General features: G+C 43.6%; 18 protein-coding genes. 8 read left to right on the top strand and 10 right to left on the bottom strand.

All coding sequences use genetic code 11. The annotated features are described in order from the left end of the window. Positions 1 to 622: 622 nt before the first annotated feature. The gene (locus tag Q0788_RS10375; protein ID WP_367179724.1) at positions 623 to 1,189 is read right to left on the bottom strand and encodes a DNA glycosylase; all 567 of its coding nucleotides are present in this window, start codon (positions 1,187 to 1,189) and stop codon (positions 623 to 625) included. Positions 1,190 to 1,671: 482 nt separating this feature from the next. On the opposite strand from Q0788_RS10375, the gene upp reads away from it, so the two are divergent. Both upp and Q0788_RS10365 read left to right on the top strand, forming a co-directional pair. Further along, positions 1,672 to 2,331: a uracil phosphoribosyltransferase gene (gene upp / locus Q0788_RS10370; RefSeq protein ID WP_057761878.1), complete on the top strand. Its 660-nt coding sequence runs from the start codon at positions 1,672 to 1,674 to the stop codon at positions 2,329 to 2,331. Positions 2,332 to 2,404: 73 nt separating this feature from the next. Then, on the top strand, positions 2,405 to 3,154 hold the full coding sequence (locus Q0788_RS10365; RefSeq protein WP_298810350.1) for an SDR family NAD(P)-dependent oxidoreductase: 750 nt from the start codon (positions 2,405 to 2,407) through the stop codon (positions 3,152 to 3,154). A gap of 69 nt (positions 3,155 to 3,223) precedes the next feature. Here Q0788_RS10365 and Q0788_RS10360 read toward each other — a convergent pair whose 3' ends face one another. After that, a complete protein-coding gene (locus Q0788_RS10360) occupies positions 3,224 to 3,880 on the bottom strand; it encodes a hypothetical protein (RefSeq protein WP_298810349.1) in 657 nt (218 codons plus the stop codon). 243 nt (positions 3,881 to 4,123) lie between these two features. On the opposite strand from Q0788_RS10360, the gene Q0788_RS10355 reads away from it, so the two are divergent. Beyond that, entirely contained in the window at positions 4,124 to 5,071 is a 948-nt protein-coding gene (locus Q0788_RS10355; RefSeq protein ID WP_298810347.1) for an alpha/beta hydrolase, read from the top strand. Positions 5,072 to 5,114: 43 nt separating this feature from the next. On the opposite strand, the gene Q0788_RS10350 is transcribed toward Q0788_RS10355, so the two are convergent. After that, a complete protein-coding gene (locus Q0788_RS10350) occupies positions 5,115 to 5,342 on the bottom strand; it encodes a DUF1653 domain-containing protein (RefSeq protein WP_298810345.1) in 228 nt (75 codons plus the stop codon). Positions 5,343 to 5,441: 99 nt separating this feature from the next. After that, positions 5,442 to 6,656, bottom strand: a complete 1,215-nt coding sequence (tyrS, locus tag Q0788_RS10345) for a tyrosine--tRNA ligase (RefSeq protein WP_298810344.1) — start codon at positions 6,654 to 6,656, stop codon at positions 5,442 to 5,444. Between the two features lie 143 nt (positions 6,657 to 6,799). On the opposite strand from tyrS, the gene Q0788_RS10340 reads away from it, so the two are divergent. From Q0788_RS10340 to Q0788_RS10330, 3 genes are all read left to right on the top strand, one after another. Then, a complete protein-coding gene (locus Q0788_RS10340; RefSeq protein ID WP_298810343.1) occupies positions 6,800 to 8,158 on the top strand; it encodes an anhydro-N-acetylmuramic acid kinase in 1,359 nt (452 codons plus the stop codon). 153 nt (positions 8,159 to 8,311) lie between these two features. Then, on the top strand, positions 8,312 to 9,646 hold the full coding sequence (fabF, locus tag Q0788_RS10335; RefSeq protein WP_298810365.1) for a beta-ketoacyl-ACP synthase II: 1,335 nt from the start codon (positions 8,312 to 8,314) through the stop codon (positions 9,644 to 9,646). A gap of 116 nt (positions 9,647 to 9,762) precedes the next feature. Then, positions 9,763 to 10,614 (top strand): hypothetical protein, encoded by an 852-nt coding sequence (locus tag Q0788_RS10330; RefSeq protein ID WP_298810342.1) that lies wholly within the window; start codon positions 9,763 to 9,765, stop codon positions 10,612 to 10,614. A 138-nt stretch (positions 10,615 to 10,752) separates the two neighbouring features. Here the strand turns inward: Q0788_RS10330 and Q0788_RS10325 are convergent, their stop codons facing one another. The 5 genes from Q0788_RS10325 to Q0788_RS10305 all read right to left on the bottom strand — a co-directional run bounded on the left by Q0788_RS10325 (position 10,753) and on the right by Q0788_RS10305 (position 18,247). Continuing rightward, complete coding sequence (locus Q0788_RS10325; protein WP_298810341.1) at positions 10,753 to 12,570, bottom strand: aminopeptidase P family protein; 1,818 nt, start codon at positions 12,568 to 12,570, stop codon at positions 10,753 to 10,755. 410 nt (positions 12,571 to 12,980) lie between these two features. Continuing rightward, on the bottom strand, positions 12,981 to 14,549 hold the full coding sequence (locus tag Q0788_RS10320) for a peptide MFS transporter (RefSeq protein ID WP_298810340.1): 1,569 nt from the start codon (positions 14,547 to 14,549) through the stop codon (positions 12,981 to 12,983). 299 nt (positions 14,550 to 14,848) lie between these two features. Next, positions 14,849 to 15,304: a hypothetical protein gene (locus tag Q0788_RS10315; protein WP_298810338.1), complete on the bottom strand. Its 456-nt coding sequence runs from the start codon at positions 15,302 to 15,304 to the stop codon at positions 14,849 to 14,851. Between the two features lie 192 nt (positions 15,305 to 15,496). Further along, on the bottom strand, positions 15,497 to 17,071 hold the full coding sequence (lnt, locus tag Q0788_RS10310; protein ID WP_298810336.1) for an apolipoprotein N-acyltransferase: 1,575 nt from the start codon (positions 17,069 to 17,071) through the stop codon (positions 15,497 to 15,499). Between the two features lie 276 nt (positions 17,072 to 17,347). Beyond that, complete coding sequence (locus tag Q0788_RS10305; protein WP_057761902.1) at positions 17,348 to 18,247, bottom strand: CBS domain-containing protein; 900 nt, start codon at positions 18,245 to 18,247, stop codon at positions 17,348 to 17,350. Positions 18,248 to 18,535: 288 nt separating this feature from the next. Here Q0788_RS10305 and Q0788_RS10300 point away from each other — a divergent pair, with 288 nt between their 5' ends. Beyond that, positions 18,536 to 19,900 (top strand): DUF4105 domain-containing protein, encoded by a 1,365-nt coding sequence (locus Q0788_RS10300; protein ID WP_298810335.1) that lies wholly within the window; start codon positions 18,536 to 18,538, stop codon positions 19,898 to 19,900. 7 nt (positions 19,901 to 19,907) lie between these two features. Here the strand turns inward: Q0788_RS10300 and Q0788_RS10295 are convergent, their stop codons facing one another. Beyond that, the gene (locus tag Q0788_RS10295; protein ID WP_298810363.1) at positions 19,908 to 20,432 is read right to left on the bottom strand and encodes a YcgN family cysteine cluster protein; all 525 of its coding nucleotides are present in this window, start codon (positions 20,430 to 20,432) and stop codon (positions 19,908 to 19,910) included. Between the two features lie 235 nt (positions 20,433 to 20,667). On the opposite strand from Q0788_RS10295, the gene Q0788_RS10290 reads away from it, so the two are divergent. Next, positions 20,668 to 21,405 (top strand): dienelactone hydrolase family protein, encoded by a 738-nt coding sequence (locus tag Q0788_RS10290; protein WP_102078159.1) that lies wholly within the window; start codon positions 20,668 to 20,670, stop codon positions 21,403 to 21,405. Positions 21,406 to 21,569 lie beyond the last annotated feature (164 nt).

Below are 21,569 nucleotides of genomic sequence, written 5' to 3'. Positions count from 1 at the left end.
TCGCTAAAAATTATGTTCGTAATGAATTAACTTTGAGTTTTTCTGCTGTCTTAAATGATAATTTTTATAGTTAATAATCTTCCCGAAAAGAAAAGATAGTCAACTTTATTTTTTAGCATTCTGAATCAGCAAAAATCCACACAAGTTGTTCTTTAGTTATGCTTTTAAATAATGTCTGACACTGTCGTCCAGTGCTAGTATTTCAAACTAAACAAGTCAGCCAATGTGGCTTATCCTATTTAGCGAGCTGACCATCATATCATGTTTTAATAGTCTGTCAACTTCTTTTTTTAATTTGTTTCAACAAGTTAACTGAGTTATTTATATGTAATTGACATATAAGCTTTCCAGCTCGTCTTGATGAGGTGCGTATTATAGACGGTTTAACTTTTGTGTCAACCCGTTTTATTAATGTTTTTAATCTTATTTTAGTGGATGAATAAATCTGTATTTTTTTCAATGGGTTATGAATTAATTAATTTCGATAGGTTTAAAGACTGACTATAGATGTGCTATTTACTATACTTTCTAACATCAAAAACGTTTAGGTTTGTTAGATAAATACCTTTTACTATCTTTGAGCTTTACCTTCGATTAGTGCAACCATTTCTCTATTTCCATTTTATAACTTACCCATCTTTTCAAAAAATGCCTTATACGCCGCGACTTTCTTATCCAACGATAATGGATAGGCACGTGAGGTTGACGGTAATCTATATAAGGTTAAGTCATTAACATCCGTTTTTTTATTATTCGCATTCTGCCATTGATAAGGGTAATCCATACTTTGATTGGTTTTCGGATGCTTTGATTTAGCAATTGGCTCATCTAATAACCCAAGTAGCACTTCGGTCGCCTTACCTCCTGTCGTAAACAATGACGCTACCTTCGGCACTTGTGGCAAGATAACCTCTAAATCAACAGGTGTGACTACTGTTAGATTTTTATCCGAAGCATTACCCGTCTCACGGATCGCCTGCTTTACTGTCGGACAAGAAGCAATGCCACGTTCAAACATAAAATCTCGGATACGCTCAGGGTCAAAGCGTTTTTCATCGCCTACTCTAAAGTAGTCAGCATCGTCAAAAAACACTCGGCCATATATCCGCCACATATCATTATAAAAATTGGGATAATGAAAGCTCATCGCCCATTTATCAGCAGTCGGTGGAAACGTACCCATCATCATGACCGTGGCATTGGGCGGTAAGACAGGCTCGAAAGGATGGGTTTCAAGCTCTGTGGCTTTGCTATCAGACAATTTCGATTCAGTATCAGTGGTTTTTTGAATGCTTGGTGTTTTTATAGTCATGATATTCTTCATCAGAAAAGCGGTTTTTTTGGTATCATAGCAAGTCTAAACACTACCTCACTTATAATCACGTTATATAGTCAAACTTAGTCGGTTCAATCAGTTGACTTAAGACAGCGCGATATCATTTTACTTAGCCTGAATTGCTTAGGCTTTGATGGCAGCTGTGAACGCAAATATTGTCATTGCGATAAATGAGCACTGTCGTAAAGTAGTTAATTAGCTTGATTGTGAAGGATTTAACTTTACTATTTATGAGCTAAGGATATGGTTAAAGTGCGGTAAGTGTTTGTATCTTTTATACTAATGGCAACCGCAGTAACTGCGCAAGCATCAGACAAGAAACCAAGAGAGTACTTATGAGTGACTTAAACAGCGATTTAAAAATTACGGTAATCGATCATCCACTAGTCCGTCATAAACTCAGCCTTATGCGCGAAAAAGACTGTAGTACTTATAAATTTCGTACATTGACCAAAGAGCTTGCGCGCTTGATGGCTTATGAAGCGAGCCGTGATTTTGAAATTGAAACTTTCCCAATGGAAGGCTGGTGTGGCGAAATCACTGGTGAGCAAATCATCGGTAAGACGGCGACGATCGTACCGATTTTACGCGCAGGTATTGGCATGCTTGATGGGGTGCTCGACTTGATCCCTACTGCTAAGATTTCTGTGGTCGGTCTACAACGTGATGAAGAAACATTGCAGCCAGTACCGTTCTTTGAAAAATTCGTGAGCCACATGGACAAACGTCCTGCACTTATCATCGATCCAATGCTAGCCACGGGCGGCTCAATGGTTGCGACCATCGAGATGCTAAAGAAAAATGGCTGTACTAACATTAAAGCATTGGTATTGGTCGCTGCACCTGAAGGCGTACGCTTGGTAAACGAAGCGCATCCTGACGTGACTATCTATACTGCTGCATTAGACAGCCATTTGGATGAGCACGGTTACATCATCCCAGGTCTAGGCGATGCTGGTGATAAAATCTTTGGTAAGCAGTTATCGAATAGATAAGTCGCATTAGGGTAAATAAAGCCGTCATCAAAATTATGGCAACAGCAGACAACATCAATAATAAGGACAGATCATGAACGTATTGATTACAGGAGCAAGCGCGGGTTTTGGTAAAGCATTGGCAGAGCGTTTGATTGCTAACGGCCATCGCGTGATTGGTTGCGCCAGACGCCTTGATAAACTGAATGCTTTGGCAGAGACTTTAGGTGAGGCTTTTTTACCCGTGGTTATGGATGTGAGTGATACAGCTTCTATCCCGCAAATCATCGCCGACTTGCCTGATGATTTTAAACAAATCGATGTCTTGGTCAATAATGCAGGATTGGCACTAGGTACAGAGCCTGCTTACAAAGCCAGTCTGGATGACTGGATGCGTATGACTGATACCAATATTAAAGGCTTGATGGCGTTGACTCATGCGGTCTTGCCAGCGATGGTCGCGCGCGATAATGGTTATATTATCAATGTCGGTTCAATTGCTGGTAGCTGGCCTTACTTTGGTGGCAACGTTTACGGCGCAACTAAAGCATTTGTAAAACAGTTCAGCTTAAACTTGCGAGCAGATCTGATTGGTACCCAAGTGCGTGTGACCAATCTTGAACCTGGCAACGTTGCTGGCACTGAGTTTTCAAACGTGCGCTATCACGGTGACGATGACAAAGCTGCCAAGGTGTATGATGGCTTTAAAACTATGACAGGTGAAGATATCGGCGATATTTTGTTATGGCTAATTGAGTCACCTGCTCATATCAACGTTAATCGCCTAGAAGTGATGCCAGTCGCCCAGACGTATAATGGACTGACGATTGCCAAGCAAGGTTAATATTAACTGCTCGGCTAGTTTTAGTATCAACGTTGACTATTAATATATCACTTATCAACACCGAACCTGTTAGCGCATCTCATAAGATCGAAGCAATATAGAGTCACCTATATTGCTTTTTTTTATGTCTTCAATAGCTTGCTCATTGACCAAACGCAAATTCTGAAAGTCCAAAATCAGCACTTCGTTACGTAGACGTTCGCTAGTACGCTTATTATGACGTATCGCAAACCCCAATACTTGCCTACCAGTGATGGTTATCTGATTAATGATTAACCTTGAAGTATTCATGTTCAGCGTTTGAGCATTTATTATCGTAGTCGCTGGATTTACCGTCGTGGTTAACGTCTTCGTCTGTCGTACACTCTTGGGCATATCTCCTGCAAAAAACAATACCTGACCTAATGGTAAATACTGCGCATGGCGTACTAACTCTTGACGGAACAATGCAGGCATATCTGTGTTAAAACTGTCTTCTGTCTGCTGATAAAACGCGGTGAAGTTACGATGCAAATAACGCCCAAATACTGTGATATTAATCCACTCTTGATAGACATCGTCTGCTAATAACTGCTTGGTAAAAGCACTGGCATCAATTGTGACCTCTCTACTCAAAGTAGCAGACAACATCGACAGTAAAAGCGCCTGCGGACTGGTAAATGTCTGCTGCTGCCACATTTGTGGATATAGGCTACTATCGAGTAATGGCAATGTTGATCTGGTCATGCACTTGGATCCTCAACAATAATTTTCAGCCCCTACATAGCACTGGTATAGTCTCACTGTTGACTTCTACCCTTAGCCAAATTCTATGCTATCGTCAGGTAACAGCTTTAATATAGCAGTATTTTATTCGCGGTATAACTATTTTGTAGCGATGTACTCTACCGCCATACTTTTTTAGCTAAATTGACCGAGACAGCTTAAAAATCAAAGAGATATCACTCTATAAAAAAAGACCTTATACCCTTGCCTACTCCCTACCAGCTAAAGGCCATTACCGTCCAAACAGCTGATGGAACGCTGCTGCCCGCCTCTGTCATTGGCAAAGGTAAACCTGTCCTATTAATGCATGCTTTTGGTATGGATGCCAGGCAATTTTTGCCATTTATTTTACCGCTCATTCAGCACTACTGCTTTTACTTGCCGCATTTTAGAGGGTTTGGTTTGGCCAATAACTTAACGTTGCCAACGTTTGATTTTATTGAGCAATATGCACAAGATACCCAAGATGTGTTTGAATACGTGAGCAAAGAGACCGGCTTTGAGGCTTTTCCTGTTGCCGCGATATCGATGGGTGCATTAGTCATGTGGGCATATTTTCAGCGCTTTGGTACTCAGCGCGTGAGTCACTATCTGAATATTGATCAAGCACCGATTATTCATAATCAGCCAGACTGGCAAGGTGGCGGTGTATTCGGTACACGACAAACCGAATTGTTTGCGCAATTTACACGGTTGATTACTGACACTGCCCCTTATTTACAAGCCGAACAAGTGGTTGACTTCCGTCACATGCCCTATCGATTGAAAGTAAATTTATTAGACATGGAGCGCTCTTTTTCTCTGCTCTCTGTCAGTCGAAGACCTTCGCAATTATTAGTAAAAGCCCTCAGTTATCGAGCACCGCACAAAATCTCATTGATGGAGCATACAACTTGGCAACACAAACTGCGCTGTCTATCTGCTTATGTTGCACTGCCCTACGATTACCGCGACGTTTTGCCAACAGTCAATATTCCGACTACCTTACTGATTGGTGCGCGCTCGCAGTTATATAATGCAGAATGGCAACAGCGTTTGACCACTCTGCTGCCCAATGCGCACAGTATTATTTTGCCAACATCGGGCCATGCTGTACCGATGGATGCGCCAGTTAGTTTTTATAAAGTATTGAAAGAGTTTCTGAACGCTTAATTGTGAGTTTGCGCTAAATTCAATCTAAATTATTGGCTAAGTATTAATCATTTAATGGTTTAATCAATTCAAATCGCGGAATTTCTTTACCATCGACCGTGACCATTTCAGCGAACATCGCAAGCGGACGTGCCCACACGCCATACTCACCATATAAGCAACGATACACCACTAGCGACTCCTCGGTTTCTGAATGCTGCGCGGTATGCATCACTTGATAAAGACTGCCTTTGTAATGGCGGTAAATGCCTTGGGGAATGGTTTTAGTCATAGCAAACTCCTACTATTAAAAAATGGCTGCTAATTATCGCTTCATAAAAAAGGTCGACAATTACTGCCGACCTCGCTCTTAATTATTTTTATAGATTATCTAAGCAACCGTCACTTTTGCATAGGCTTTCTTGCCTGCTTGAATTACAACCGTTTGACCTGAGGTCAAGCTAAAGCCAGCATTGACCTCTTCGCCATCGACTTTGACTGCATTGCGCTTGATCATGTCTTTTGCCGCTGCACTATTTTTAGCCAAACCTGCTTGGTTTAATACCTGTGTGATAAACAAGGCCTCTTGACCTTCTTCAAGCGTTAATGTTACTTCTGGCAAATCCACTGGTAGCTCGCCATCTGCTAAGACGTTACCGGCAGATTTGTGCGCATTGGCAGCGGCATCAGCATCATGGAAACGCTCGATTAATTCTTCGGCTAAGATACGCTTGATTTCTTGTGGGTTACGGCCATCTTTCATTTCACGCATTAAGCTTTCGACTTCTTCCATTGGCTTAAAGCTTAAAAACTCAAAGTAGCGATGAATCAGCGTGTCCGGCATCGACAGGATTTTTTGATACATGGTCCCTGGTGCATCATAGATCGCGACATAGTTGCCCAATGATTTGGACATTTTATTGACACCATCCAGCCCTTCTAAGATTGGCACAGTGATACAAACTTGCGGCTCTTGGCCATAGCGTCCTTGCAGCGTGCGACCCATTAGCAAATTAAAGGTCTGATCGGTACCGCCAAGCTCAACGTCTGCTTTTAGGGCGATAGAATCGTAGCCTTGTACTAACGGGTAGAGAAACTCATGGATAGAGATAGGCGTTTGTGATGCATAGCGTTTTGAAAAATCATCACGCTCTAGCATACGCGATACGGTTTGCTGACTGGCAAGCTGAATCATATCAGCGGCGCTCATGTCGTTGAACCACTCAGAGTTAAAAACCACGCGGGTTTTTTCTTTGTCCAAGATTTTAAATACTTGCTCAGCATAAGTCGTTGCGTTGGCTTTGATTTGCTCATCGGTCAATGGTGGACGTGTGCTGTTTTTGCCAGAAGGATCACCAATCTTGGCGGTATAATCGCCGATTAGAAAATAAATCTCATGACCCAAATCTTGAAAATGCTTAAGTTTATTGATCAATACCGTGTGACCCAAATGCAGATCAGGTGCGGTAGGATCAAAGCCGGCCTTGATACGTAGTGGACGATTTAGCTTTAGCTTAGCCACTAAGTCATCTTCAGATAATATCTCTTGCGTACCGCGCTGAATAAGGGCCAGTTGTTCTTCTAGGGTGTAAGTTTGATTGGTCATGATGCTCTCTATATATCACTTTAATTGGGATTTTTATGAATGACGGTTACTGGCTCAACACCTTAGGAAGTTTAGAACCTCAAAAGGTCAGAAAAAATGCTAGAATTTGACGGATATACTAGCGTTTTTTAAGGTAAATTGCCATGACCAACCCCGCATCGATTGCTGATACTGACCATAAGGCCCTCGCAGACTTGCTTATGAATAATGGTTTGGATAACCCTTCAGACGATATTGATGACTTGACCTCTGATAATTCGAACTATGCCACCCTAACTGATGCCCTTGAGCAAACCGTGTTTGAAAGCTTCGATGATGGTTTATATATTGGCATGATGTCTGGCACCAGTTTGGACGGTATGGATGCTGTTCTTTGTCAATTTAATCCTGATATGAGCAACAAAGAAAATACCCAACCGCCGATGCGACTGCTTACAACATATAGCCAAGACTTTCCGCCACGTCTGCGTGAAGTACTATTGGCATTATGTCAGCCGAATGGCGTGAATCAACTCGTACCAGAGGCCGATGAACCAAGCAGTGAATTGGATTGGTTCGGCTGGGCAAGTCGCGAATATGCGGAATTTGCGAGCGAGGTGGTCAATACATTATTACAGCAATCAGATATCGATCCTGAATCAGTATTAGCGATTGGCTGTCATGGGCAAACGGTACGCCATCGCCCGCAGATGGGTTTTAGCTTACAACTGGTCGATGCCAATATCATCGCTGAGCGCACAGGTATCAGCGTGGTCAGTGATTTCCGACGTCGTGACATGGCAGTTGGTGGTCAAGGTGCGCCTTTAGTACCTGCGTTTCATCAGGCACTATTTGCCAATCCTGATAGTACCCGTGTGCTATTAAACTTAGGTGGTATTGCTAATATAACCGTCTTGCCCGCCAATGAAAAAGATCAAGTTGTTGGCTATGATACTGGACCTGCTAACTTATTATTGGATGCGTGGACCTCATTGCATACAGATAACTCTTATGACGCAGGTGGCGCTTGGGCGCAGTCTGGAACACTCATTGAGCCATTATTACAGCAACTTTTGGCACATCCGTTTTTTGCTCAGTCTCATCCAAAAAGCACCGGTCGTGAGGACTTTAACTTAACTTGGTTGCAAGATGAGCTACAGGCTTTTGAGCAAGCCAATGCTAACATTAGTTATTCAGCAGCCGATGTACAAGCAACCTTAACTGAGCTAACGGCTATCAGTGCCAGTACGCAAATCAACATGTTTGTCAGTCATTCAAAAAACAGCTCAGTTTATGTTTGTGGTGGCGGGGCATTGAATGACTATTTAATGACACGCCTGCAAGCACATCTACCCTATTGCACAGTAAAAACTACTGAACATTTAGGGCTTGCGCCAACATGGGTAGAGGCCGTTGCTTTTGCATGGCTATCCAGACAAACATTGATGGGCGAAACTGGTAATTTACCAGCGGTAACTGGTGCCAATAAAGGCGTGGTGTTAGGGCAAGTTTGTTTTGCCTGACCAGTTATATTTTAGTTTACATACGTGCACCTATGTGTTTTATAATAACTTTAAAAACGCCATCCTCTTAGGACCCGTAAGTATAGGACATATCGCATGAGCCAACACAGCACCTCACCTATCGACCAAGCCACCAATGATGACACAAATAATATGACCGCAGCACCTGTACATAAATCGCGTCAAAAACCCCCTCATTACGAGCGCTCTGATGACAAACGTGTGGTCGTGACAGGTATGGGTGCCATTACGCCGCTCGGTCTAGATGTTGATAGCTCATGGAGCAAGCTACTCAATGGTGACAGTGGTATCTCACCAATTACGCATTTTGATGCCACAGGCTACCGCGCGCAAATCGCAGGCGTCATCAAAGACTTTGATGCCAAGCAATATATGAGCGCCAAAGATGCACGCCGCTATGATGAGTTTATACACTACGGGATTGCGGCTTCTTCTATGGCACTACAACATGCTGGTCTTATCGATGAAGTCAGTGCTGCTGATGCGCCAGTACAAGGTGTTGACCAAGATCGCTTTGGTATCATATTGGGCTCAGGTATTGGTGGTATCCAAACAATCGAAAACAGTCGCGATACCCTACACGAAAAAGGTGCCGCCAAAGTTTCGCCTTTTATTATCCCAGGCTCTATCGTTAATATGGCAGCAGGATTGGTCGCGATTAAACACAACTTAAAAGGGCCAAATCTTGCAACATCAACAGCTTGTACCACGGCGACTCACGCTATCGGTCTTGCTGCGCGTTTGATCGCCTACGGTGATGCCGATGTCATGTTAGCAGGCGGTAGTGAAAAAGGCTCTAGCCCACTTGGTATAGCTGGCTTTAGTGCTATGCATGCACTATCTACGCGCAACGACGAGCCAACCAAAGCCTCGCGTCCATTTGATAAAGGTCGTGACGGTTTTGTACTTGGTGATGGTGCTGGCGTGGTGATATTAGAAAGCCTTGCTCACGCCAAAGCGCGCGGTGCCACAATACTGGCAGAGCTGGTCGGGTTTGGCATGAGCGATGATGCCAGTCATATTACCGCACCACCAGAAGATGGTAGCGGCGCTGCAAAAGCCATGCGCAATGCACTCAATGATGCTGGGATTGAACCATCAAGCGTCGGTTATGTCAATGCACACGGTACCAGTACACCTGCAGGTGACGTCGCCGAATCAATTGCTATCGAAACAGTATTTTCGCCAGTGAAAGACAGCATTTTGGTGAGTTCAACCAAGTCAATGACCGGACACCTACTTGGTGCAGCTGGCGGTGTAGAAGCCATATTTACCGTACTCGCCCTACAAAATCAGCACGTACCCCCAACGATTAATCTTGAAAATGTAGAAGATAACTGCAATCTCGATTACGTGGCTAACCAATCACGTAAAGTCAATAATCTGCAATATGCTGCATCCAACAGCTTTGGCTTTGGTGGTACCAATGGCTCCTTGATATTTGCTCGCTGGCCTGTCAATCAATAACACTTGAGCGCTTACAGCACGATATATTGTAACGTTGGTGTCAGATTTGCTACGTTTGTCCACTTGCAGCCCCTTATCGTACTTGCGTATGATAAGGGGTAATTTTTGGAACATTTATGGAAGATACCATGTCAAGCTACTCATTTTCCCATCAGTTTTATCAACGCTGGACGTGTGCGCCTGAGCCAGTACGCGCAGCGATTACCCAAGAACTAAAAGACATCACTACCCTGCTACAACCTGATACCTCATTTGAAGACTTCACTTTTAATACTCATGATTTAGATGCGCATGTAGACGAGCTATATGACAACTACAATGCAGAACAAGCCATTGCTAAAGCGATCACGGACAAACAAGAGAAAGAATACGCGGCCGCTGCAAAACAAAAGCTAGAAGACGAGCAGAAGAAAAAAGAAGCAGAAGAAGAAGCCACACGCAAGGCAGAAGCAACTCAAAAAGAACAAGAAAAAAATACGCAGTCAGCGTTAGAGCAAGACAATAACGACAAAAAACTGGCTGCTACCGACGTAGCTAAATCAAACACAGATAAAGTCGTGACAGATAGCGCTGTTACTGACGATTTTGTTACTAATAATTCTAGTGCAAAGACTGAAAAAGACGCATCAGAAGTCGTAAATACTGAAGGCAATACTAGCGATAATAAAAGTGCTGACAACAAAACCATTAGCGAACAGACACATACGCTTAGCGATAACTACATTAAAGATATTAACAACAAAGCCAGTGCAGCGATTAATTTAGCATTGAAAGACGCTAAACTAGATGCAACACACCAACAGCTAATCCGCGAACTAGAAACACAGGTTGATGACTATCTAAGTGAGCAAATGATGCTAATGTCTGAAAACCTAAAGTCTTGGCTACGTGCTGAGGTCACTCAACACTTTAGCGAGCAGAGTGATTCAACTACTAATAATGAAGCTGCTAAGAAAAGCATCCACTAACAGTGATTATTTTTCAGTGTTAAACGTATATTTAGAAACAGCTGCTCAGTACTAAGTACTAAATAATGAACACTAAAAAGCCCCGTAAATAATTTACGGGGCTTTTTAGTACTTTTAGTTAATGCTTTGAGCTTGGTATTAAATGGCTTTGGTACGTTCAGTCAACCATTCAAGCGCTGACCCTTCAACACGATCTTTTAGCTCTGCGAAGACTTGGCTATGATAGTCATTTAGCCAATCAATCTCGGTTTGATCCAACAACGATGGCTCAATCAGACGCGTGTCAATTGGACAGTAAGTAATGGTCTCAAAGTTCAAGAAATCACCAAACTCTGTCTCAGTAGGCTTAGCAACTGGCGTATTTACTACCAAGTTCTCGATACGAATACCCCATTTACCTTCGCGGTATAGACCTGGCTCATTACTAGAAATCATACCTTCTTTCATCGCACGCTCTTTTGGTGTGCTAGCGCTATAGGCGATGACTTGTGGGCCTTCGTGTACGTTTAAGAAATACCCAACGCCGTGACCCGTACCATGACCATAGTCCATCTGTGCTTGCCACAATGGCGCACGGCAAATAGCATCGATCAATGGTGAGGCGATACCATCAGGGAAATGGGCACGAGCTAGCGCAATGTGGGCTTTTAGCACAATCGTAAAGTCACGTTTATGCTCAGCAGTGACTTGTCCAATACCGACTACGCGGGTGATATCAGTCGTACCATTTTGATATTGTGCGCCTGAGTCAATCAGTAGCAATCCGCCTTCGCCCTCGGCCACATCAAGGTAGCTGAATTTTTCTGGCGTTGCGCGGTAATGTGGCAACGCACCGTTTTCGTTAAAGCCTGCGATGGTTGGGAAGCTTGGCGAGACATAATGCGGCTGACGACTGCGCACATCTATCAGCATGCTATCAACATCTAGTTCACTTAAACGCTCGCCGTTTGCTAGACGCTGTTCAAATGTGGCAAAAAACTCAGCCAAAGCAGCACCATCTTGACGCATCGCTTCACGCACATGATCGATATCTGCATCTGACTTTACAGATTTGAGTAATGTACTAGGTGCCATTTGCTCAATGAAGCCAACATCGTCTGCCATTTTTGAGAGTGTGCCTACTGCGACTTTGCTCGGATCTAACAGTAGTAAATCGTCTGGCGTTAATGCGCTCAATGCCTCTTGCACAGCAGGATAGTCAGCTAATGTGATACCGCTGTCTTTTAAACTCTGTGCAATATCTTCGCTTACTTTATCAGTATCAACAAACAACGTTGCTTTATTGGCATCAATCAACATATGTGACAAGAATACAGGATTATAATCAACATCAGCACCGCGCAAGTTCGTCAACCAAGCGATATCGTCTAAGCTTGAAAGTAAATGATGGGTCGCACCCGCTTCTGCCATGCCTTCACGTACTGCTGCAAGCTTTGAGGAGGCAGACTGAGCAAGGAACTGCTCATCATGAGTATATAATTTGGCCGCTGGTAGTGCTGGACGATCTGTCCAAATCTCTGTCAGCACATCACGCTCAGTAATCAAAGTAATGTCACTAGCATCAAAAGCATTTAGCAGGCGATCTTGCTCAGCGATAGATAACACATTGCCATCTACTGCTACGCTATCCCCTTCTTGCAAATGCTCAGCTAGCCAGTCGATATGATTTGGCTGACCTGGCGCAAGCTTTTCTAAAGTAATACCTGTGCCTTCTAGCTGGTCAGCGGCATGTACCCAATAACGGCTATCCGTCCATAGACCTGCAAAATCAGCAGTCACAACCAGCGTACCGACAGAACCGGTAAACCCTGATAGCCATAAGCGTGCTTGCCAGTACTCTGGTAGATATTCAGATAAATGTGGATCAGCAGAGGGTACGATAATTGCGGTGAGATCTTGCGTGGCTAAGGTGCTACGTAAGTTAGCAATACGTTCGTGAATGGCTTGTTTATTCATTGAATGTGTCCTTATAGAAGTTATAAAAATATGATGACGGAGCGATTATTTACAATCGTCTTGTTCTAATAGTCGTCTTGTTTGAGTTGTTGATACTGCTTTAGTCTTAATAAGATATTTATCATTGATAGCAATTGTTCAAGCAAGCTGTTTATTTATCTAATTATGTTTGTTTGGATAATTGCTTCTACTTATTGAGAATATAAAATTGAATTAATATAGGCTTATAAAACGCTGTACTGCTGTTTATGGTTAGCTATCATTAGATGTTTGGGCAGACAATAAGCTTTCAATGGCTTGTGGCAAATATCTCACTAACTAAAACAATAAAACGTGCTACCAGTAATGGTAACACGTCTCATCATATGTCACTTGTGCTGTTGTTATTCACAAATGTACATCAGATTGTCTTATTGCTTGGCCAGTTGTTTCTCACGCTCGCTTTCTTTAAGCATCTTATTGATAGGTTTTGCTAGTATCAATAATAGTACAGCGGTCACTACCAAGAAGATGGTCATGGTAGTAAATAGACCTGGTAAGCCTTCGATTTTGTCAGCAGATACATGCCCACCAAAGAAGGCGGCAACCAAGTTACCCATAGCGATAGAAGCAAAGAAAAGCCCCATCATTTGCCCTTGCATACCCTCTGGCGCTAGCTTAGTCATTGCGGATAACCCAACTGGGCTTAATGCTAACTCACCTAGCGTCAATAATAATAAACTACCAACCAACCATAGTGGCGATGCCAAGCCAGCACCAGGCGCTAAAATACTTTTTGAGGCGAAAATCATCAAGGCGAAACCTGCGGCTGCCAGTAGCATACCGAGTGCAAACTTAGCCATACTGCCAGGCTCAAGACCTCGGTTACCAAGCTTGACCCAAATAATACTAACGATAGGTGCCAATATTAAAATAAATAGTGGGTTCAATGACTGGAACCAGATACTTGGTATCTCAAATCCTAAAACATTCAGGTCGGTATAACGATCGGCGAACAAGTTAAAAGACGTTGGCTGCTGCTCAAAGCTTGACCAAAACAGCGTCGAACCGATAATTAAGACAAAGCAAATTAACAAGCGTAATTTGTCCGTCTTATCCAATCGCGGAGAGATAAACATAATAGCGAAGTACAAGATGACGACCGCAGCAATGATATACGTCATATACTCTGCAACCATCTCAGGATTGAACGATATCATGCCAGTAGACACTAATAGCACTGCGGCTATTAGCAATGCGACAAAACCACCAACCCAGCGACCGATGTTTTTGTAATGGTCGTTAGATTTCTCCCACTCGGCTGAGATACCTTTGGCGCGTGCATAACGCGTTAAGTTCTTTTGCGCGACAAAACGATAAATCAGTAATGAGACCAACATACCCAAACCACCAACGCCAAAACCGACATGCCACATGCCTTTTTCTTTGAATACGCCGACGATAAGTGCTGCCAATAACGCACCGATGTTAATACCCATATAAAACAAGGTAAAACCGCCATCACGGCGAGAGTCGCCTTTGGGGTACAAGGCGCCAACCATCACTGAGATACAGGTCTTAAATAACCCTGAACCCAAGACAATACAGATTAAACCAACAAAGAACAATGTCATGCCAAACATCGCTGAAAGCGCGATACACAAGTGACCAAGGGCAATAATAATACTGCCCCACCATAACGCACGCTCTTGACCTAACCAGTTATCTGCTAACCAACCACCTGGTACTGCTGCTAAGTATAACGAACCCGCAAAAATACCATAAATAGCAGAAGCGGTGACTTCATCGAAGCCAAAACCGCCACTGCTCACTGTTGCCACCATAAATAGAACTAATAGTGGACGGATACTATAATAGGAGAATCGCTCCCACATTTCGGTAAAAAACAATGAGCGTAAGGGCGCAGGATGTCCCATAAAGCCATTGTCTAGTGCTTCTAGCTCTGCTGCACTAGCCCCCGATTTTGTTTCTGTGCCCATAACTTTATTCCTTTAAAGATCATATTTGTAATGACCAAACCCCTGATTATCCAGATGGACGGTCATATAGGCGGAACATTGTTTCACTTGGCTATAATCAAGTAAAGAAAAAATTGGTCAAAAATTACACAAATACCCATAAAAAAAGCCCGCTCTCAATGGTTGAGAACGGACTCTTTTTATAGGTATCTAAGACAGTAATATTATGCTTATAGCACTGTTGATACAGACTTCATAATGCAGCTCATTTAACAATCAAGCAGCACTATTTTAGATTATTGACATAGTCATACTACAGCTTACTGTGCTGCGGTCTCGTCAGTAGCGTCGCCAGCATTCCCAGCATCTACATCACCATCCGCTTGCTCAGCTGTCAAATCAGCATCGGCAACAGCGGCTTGGCTTACAGTACCAGAGGCCGTTGCTGTACCAGCTTCTGCGGTGACAACAGCACTATCTGCATCTGCCGCTGGTGTTACGGTTGCATCTGCCGCTGGTGTTACGGTTGCATCTGACGCTTCTTCTGTTGTCGCAGCTTCTGCATCGGCTGGAGCCGCTTCTTCTTCAGTAGCAGTAGCTTCTGCTTCATCTGCCGCAGCTGATGCTTCAGTTGTCTCAGCAGTGATATGCTCGCCTGCTGGACGCAAAAATGCAGAAACACCAATAAGTAAGACAATACCTAAGAACATGGCAATGCCACCTAAAGCGAATAACAGCTCTTTTTTTGGATTGTTATTAACGATACCTTCTGACATACCTTATCCACCTTGCACAAAATATTTGAAATATTGACCTATTATATCGCAATTTATACTGATTTGTGAAAACCCTTAAGTATTTAAAGGGTTTATTATTCACAATTTAAATATCCATTTTTGGCACTTATGACAGCTAACTACTTAATCAGTTATCTATTATTCGCTATCGTCACATCTTACTTAATAATACTACTTAACCAGACGTACTGGAGACTTAGTACGTTTACCCAAATAGCTAAGTATCAGCAACAGTGTCATGATAAACAAAATAGGATACTGACCAAAGCGCATGAATGGCGTGTTGCCAACTCGTGCCTGAATATCACCGCGCAATACAGTACGTTCAAACTGCGGTGCACGCTCTACGATACGACCTTTATGGTCGATAATAGCCGTCACACCTGTGTTGGTCGCACGCATAAACCAGCGACCGTTCTCTAACGCGCGCATCTGTACCATCTGTAGATGCTGTAGTGGACCTGCTGACGTACCAAACCAAGCATCGTTTGAGATGGTCAATAAGAAGTCCGTGCCAATCGCGTTTTTGCGCGTGGTATCTGGATACGCCACTTCGTAACAGATGGCTGCACCTAAATTATGCCCTCGCACACGTAGCGGCGACTGCTGATCACTGCCGCGACTATAGCTCATAATATCTTGGCTGCCTGCTAGATTTGGCAGAATATCGAGCACGCCTTGGAATGGAATATACTCACCAAATGGCACCAGACGTTGCTTTTTATACAGCCCTTCTGCCTGTGCCCCTAGCGCAACCACGCTATTGTAGAACGGCGGATATTTATCTGTACTGGCATCAAACGCCGCTTCGTCCTTATAAGGAATACCTGTCACCCATGTCGTGTCAGTCTCTTTGGCCATCGCGACCATTTCACTGATAAAACCCACAGCCTCTGTCTGAAACATAGGAATCGACGATTCAGGCCACAGCACGATGTCACGTCCCCACTCGTCACGAGTCAACGTTGCATAGATTTTTAGCGTCTCAATCTGATACTCAGTGAGCCATTTTAGGTCTTGCGGGATATTACCCTGAATCAAAGATACCGATAGATCAGGAGTGCCTTTTGGTTTGGTCCACTGCGGATTGATCAACCATAGCGCACTACTAATGATTAACAATGCTATCGATGGGATCATATAGCCACCGCGGCGACGCAATAGCTCAACGATACTGGCAGCCAATAATACCGCTACAAAAGAAACCGCAAAGACGCCAGCTACAGGTGCTAGCGAAGACAGCCAGTACTGCTCAGTAAACGCATAACCGACGAATAGCCAAGGAAAACCAGTAAACAACCAAGTTTTCATCCACTCTTGAAGTATCCATAAAGCAGCAAAAGATAACGGCTGCTTGCCGACCACACGATTAAAGATGAGCGCCAAAAAGCCGTGGAACAAGCCCATGCCTAGACCCATGAGCGCAATCATAATCAAAGCAAGCCATGCGGGTGTATCGCCATAAACGTGTATCGAGGTGTATAGCCAAAACGCGCCAACACACCACAGTCCCGTACCATAGGCCTGACCGATTATAAAGGCACGGCGACCTGTCATCGCTGGTACCAATAACGCATATAAGATGGCAGGTGATACCAAGGCAACTGGCCAAATACCATAAGGCGCGAGCGCGAGTATAAAAGCTGCCCCTGCCAACCAAGCTATTAGTACCGTCAACCCCATATTTAAACCTTTTGGCTTATCGGGGTTCAGACGTTTTTGTAAATCAACAGTAGACAGACGCATAGCAGTTATCCAAAACCATATTTTCTAAAATTTCTCAGCTAAGCGATGAGATAACACTCACGCAAAACCTGACTGCACAATGCTTTATGCAGGGCCACAAATAAAACCCACCCATGATACCAGTCAAAACCTACAAGTGGGTAAATTTGCGTAGCTAAAACCTCATTCTAAAGTTCAAAAGGTAGAAAGCAAAAAACACGATTTTTCATCGTGTTTTTTATTGAATTTGCTAACAAGCTTTATTCATTGACCAACTATCGTGACACTATAAGCAAGCTAGTGGCTGCCTATCAATATCTGTTGCTCAGCATTGGTTTTGGTCAGCTCTAGGTTCTGGATAAATCGCCCTTCTACATCGGTAATGGTAATTTTCCAATCATCTATCACGACGCTCTCGCCTTCTAAATCACCAACGAAGCCAAGTGCTTGCATGACCAGACCGCCCATCGTATCGACATCGGTATCGTCAAAACGGCTACCAAGCTCATCATTACAGTCTTCAATTACTGTAGATGCTTGGACACGCCATGTGTTTGGTTTTTCTGGATCAGGGACAATGTTGTTTATATCACTGTCTTCATCAAAGTCATCGTGCTCATCAACGATGTCGCCAACGATTTCTTCCAACAAATCTTCCATGGTGACCACACCACCAAAGTTACCAAACTCATCAACGACAATCGCCATGTGTACTTGGGTACGCTGCAATGAGCGTAGCAGGGTATCAGAACGAGCCGTCTCACTGATATATAACGGCTGGCGCACCAAGTCTCTGAGACGCTTACTATCAATTTTGTCTTCTTGGTTGCGGACCATATGTACCAGAATTGGAATCAAGTCTTTTGCCAATAAGATACCGATGACGGCATCATCATCTTGGCTGTCAAAAACAGGATAGCGCGAGTGAGTGGTCTCAAGAATGATGTCCATCACTTCGGCAAGACTTGTGCTCTCGTGCAGACCAATCACTTGCGGACGCGGTGTCATGATTTCGCGGACTTGTGTCGCAGGCAAATCTAGCACGCCTTCTAGCATATCGACAGTATCAGGCTCTAAAAACTGGCGCGAGTCTTGTACCAGACGAATCAATTCATCACGGGTTTCGGGGGCGGTCGATAGCCAGCGTTTTAAGCCGCGCATCGACCAACTACTCGGGCTGGGAGTGTCGTCAGACATGGTGGTGTGATTTAACCTCTTTAGTTAATAAAAATCAGAATAGTATTCAATATAAAAATGAACAATACTCAATAAAAAAACAAGTAGAGCCTAGATGGGGATAAAAGTAGCAAATAAAACAGCTGGTTTGTTATTAATTAATGGATGAATAACAAATTTGCTAGTACAAATTAGCTTCACTTTATCGCAAGGCTCACCGACATTCAACGACAAATTCACTCAAATTGTATTGTCAGCGTGTTATAAACTTTGCTATGGTCAAAGCCTTTATTTATCAAAGCAAACCCTATGTCGTTACGTTCCGTTTTTTCTCGCTTACTCTCGTCGCGTTCACGCAGTCGACTGTCAGACAGCCGTGGCTTAGAGAGCCGTGGTTTAGAGAGCCGTGGTTTAGAGAGCCTTGACTTAAAACGCGAAATATCAAAAAACAGCTCATCAGATAGCAAACAGCCAAAGCCTACATGGCGCCAGCGTCTTGTGACTTTTTTAATTGCCGTTACGTTATTGTTATCAGCGCTATGGTTATTACTCGCGATTTGGTATCAGTACGGCGTCAGCTCAGTATTGACTTGGCTTGCGACAATAATGATTGTAGGTATATTAGCTGCGCTGCTAAGTACACGTTATTGGGATGCCGTCACAAGAGTATTGCACAGTGACTCATTATCTAATAAAAAAGCAATTGGTAAAGGCACAGCAACCAAACTACTTATCGGCATATATGGCACTGTTTGGCTCGTGGGTCTAGGTTGGTTTTTTTCTATCGAACCTAAACAAGATCGAGAATGGATGGCTGAGGTTGACCAGCGAGTCTCCTATGAGCGCGATGCGACTAACCCTGACTTGATTACCTTAACCAATGTCCGTAACTTTGATTGGCGAACTGAAGAAGACGCTACCGAGCATTGGGATACCCGTACGATTGATTTGTCTAAACTCTCTGGCGTTGATGTGACCAATTCTTATTGGATGGGACCGCTGATTGCTCATACTTTAGTTAGCTTTCGATTTGAAGATGATAGACCACTTGCCTTCTCATTTGAGATACGTAAAGAAGATGGCGAGTCTTTTTCAGCGCTGGCTGGGTTTTTTCGACGTTATGAGCTGAGCCTGATTGCCGCAGAAGAGCGCGATATTATTTACACCCGCAGCAACGCGCGCGGCGAGCAGGTTTATCTGTTTCCTATTAGCAATTTGCAACAGCATGAAGTGAGGTCGCTATTTGAGTCTTATCTAACGGCGGCTGATGATTTGAACGCTAAACCTGCTTGGTACAATACATTGATTAGCAACTGTACCAATATTATCTTTTATATGGCGCGTATTGTTAGTGGCGATCGCTTGCCATGGGATTATCGAATTTGGGTCTCTGGTTGGTTACCGAACTATCTATATGATGTAGGCATGTTGGATGCGGCGCCAGAAAAGAATAACCAGCCTTGGTCAATGAACACGTGGTATGAGCGCACCCACATCAACCCAAAGACAAAAGGTTTTGATAATCAAGTCAACTTACAGTCTGATATCGATAGAAATAAAAACAGCTGTAAGTTCTCACAGCAGATTCGTCAAGATATTCCGATACCAACATTGGCTAACTCGCAAACCAGTGCCGAAGCAAAAGCCAAATCTACTGCTCAGGCATCTAACTAACTGTCGACTAAGGATTGACCCAGTTAACCACCCGCGTCTCCATTTCTTCATCAGACATACCGATTTCCGTGACACAGCGACCAGCGACGCCCACGTTGGCCGCTCGCATTTGTTGTTGTGTCACCACAGCATCCCCAGTCAATAATAAATGCCAACTTGGTAAGCCCTGCCCTTTATACAAACGCTTATAAGCGCAGTGCGATGGTAGCCACATCATCTTGGGCAAGTTGTCCATAGTCAGCTGAATACAATCTGGCACATGCTCCTGACGCGTCGCATAATGACTGCAATATCCTGTCGCGCAGTCCATCAACTGGCAGGTGACATCGGTATATTCGACCAGCTCCTCATCCACATTACCGCTTTCATCTTCATCGATGTACTTAATCAAGCAGCAACTGCCGCAACCATCGCACAACGCTTCCCACTCGCTATGGTTTAGTTCTGTTAACGCAAATCGCGACCAAAACTGCGGGCGTAGTGGTTCAGATTTAGAGTCAGCAGAATCGACAACGGTACTATCAGGGAACAAACTCACCGATTGCGCAGGCTTGGCCGCTGCATCGAGATCTAAGTTCAAGTCAGATTGGTCATTATTTTTGTTTAACAAATTTATAGTCATAAAGTCGCAGTAGCATTTTGATAAAGAGCGTTACAGTATTATAGCTGTTTTTGCTAGACATGGGCGTTAAGGTGGTACGAGTTAGAAAAACGAACCATCACAATGACGAATAATTAAAACTCACAACATAAAAAAGGACAATAATATGTCAATTAAGACTTTTGAATTAATCAGTACTACCGAAAACGGTGTAGAACTTATCAGTTATGTAGCACTCCCAGAAAACGCTTCAGATGAAAATCCAGCAGCAGGTATCTTGGTTGCACCAGAATGGTGGGGCGTGGTCGATCACCCAAAATCAGTGGTTGAGCGTTTGGCAGAAGCGGGCTATGCAGCAGTCGCTATGGACGTTTACGGTGAAGGCAAATTAACTACTGATGCAGCGCAGGCAAACATGTGGATGGAGCAAGTACTGGCCGATCAAGACATGCTAATGGCACGCTGCCGCTTAATTTTGAATGATTTCAGCGATCAGTTATCAGTCGATGGTGACAACCTAGGCGCAATCGGTTACTGCTTCGGTGGTAAAGTTGTACTAGATATGGCTCGCGAAGGCATGCCACTAAAAGCCGTTGCCACGTTCCATGGTAACCCAACCCCAAAACAGCCAGCAGACAAAAACTTTGCAGCAAAAGTGTTGGTCGCTCATGGTCGTGACGACTCAATGGTATCAATGGATGCTATCGAAGGTCTAAAATCAGAGCTAGATGCAGCCGATGTTGATTACACTATCGACGTTTATGACAATGCCAAACATGGCTTTACCAATCCGCATGCCGATGAGCGTGCCGCTAAAAACGAAGTAGATCTTGGCTACAATGAAGCCGCTGCTAAACAAAGCTGGGAAAACATGCTTGAATTTATGAAAGCCAATTTAGCATAAGAAACGATTTGGTATAAAGACCATTAAAAAGGGTAGCTTAATTATTAAGCTACCCTTTTATTTTGAGCGTTATTTTATCATCTGTCTTTTAGCCCAGTAATCAGAGTAGTCTTGTGCTTCTTATCAAATCACGTCATTATCACTTTACTATAAACTGGATTGAG

This window comes from uncultured Psychrobacter sp., from assembly GCF_947500265.1.
GTDB lineage: Bacteria > Pseudomonadota > Gammaproteobacteria > Pseudomonadales > Moraxellaceae > Psychrobacter.
The sequence above is the reverse complement of the archived record's forward strand: the minus strand, read 5'-3'. Positions and strand labels throughout refer to the sequence as shown.

Bases quoted from the DNA above. Each gene is read 5' to 3' on its own strand.
- upp (WP_057761878.1), top strand. From the start codon at position 1,672: ATGAGTGACTTAAACAGCGATTTAAAAATTACGGTAATCGATCATCCA.
- Q0788_RS10360 (WP_298810349.1), bottom strand. From the start codon at position 3,880: ATGACCAGATCAACATTGCCATTACTCGATAGTAGCCTATATCCACAA.
- lnt (WP_298810336.1), bottom strand. From the start codon at position 17,071: ATGCGTCTGTCTACTGTTGATTTACAAAAACGTCTGAACCCCGATAAG.
- Q0788_RS10305 (WP_057761902.1), bottom strand. From the start codon at position 18,247: ATGTCTGACGACACTCCCAGCCCGAGTAGTTGGTCGATGCGCGGCTTA.
- tyrS (WP_298810344.1), bottom strand. From the start codon at position 6,656: ATGACCAATCAAACTTACACCCTAGAAGAACAACTGGCCCTTATTCAG.
- Q0788_RS10375 (WP_367179724.1), bottom strand. From the start codon at position 1,189: ATGATGATGGGTACGTTTCCACCGACTGCTGATAAATGGGCGATGAGC.
- Q0788_RS10330 (WP_298810342.1), top strand. From the start codon at position 9,763: ATGGAAGATACCATGTCAAGCTACTCATTTTCCCATCAGTTTTATCAA.
- Q0788_RS10325 (WP_298810341.1), bottom strand. From the start codon at position 12,570: ATGAATAAACAAGCCATTCACGAACGTATTGCTAACTTACGTAGCACC.
- Q0788_RS10300 (WP_298810335.1), top strand. From the start codon at position 18,536: ATGTCGTTACGTTCCGTTTTTTCTCGCTTACTCTCGTCGCGTTCACGC.
- Q0788_RS10340 (WP_298810343.1), top strand. From the start codon at position 6,800: ATGACCAACCCCGCATCGATTGCTGATACTGACCATAAGGCCCTCGCA.
- Q0788_RS10320 (WP_298810340.1), bottom strand. From the start codon at position 14,549: ATGGGCACAGAAACAAAATCGGGGGCTAGTGCAGCAGAGCTAGAAGCA.
- Q0788_RS10365 (WP_298810350.1), top strand. From the start codon at position 2,405: ATGAACGTATTGATTACAGGAGCAAGCGCGGGTTTTGGTAAAGCATTG.
- fabF (WP_298810365.1), top strand. From the start codon at position 8,312: ATGACCGCAGCACCTGTACATAAATCGCGTCAAAAACCCCCTCATTAC.
- Q0788_RS10350 (WP_298810345.1), bottom strand. From the start codon at position 5,342: ATGACTAAAACCATTCCCCAAGGCATTTACCGCCATTACAAAGGCAGT.
- Q0788_RS10290 (WP_102078159.1), top strand. From the start codon at position 20,668: ATGTCAATTAAGACTTTTGAATTAATCAGTACTACCGAAAACGGTGTA.
- Q0788_RS10315 (WP_298810338.1), bottom strand. From the start codon at position 15,304: ATGTCAGAAGGTATCGTTAATAACAATCCAAAAAAAGAGCTGTTATTC.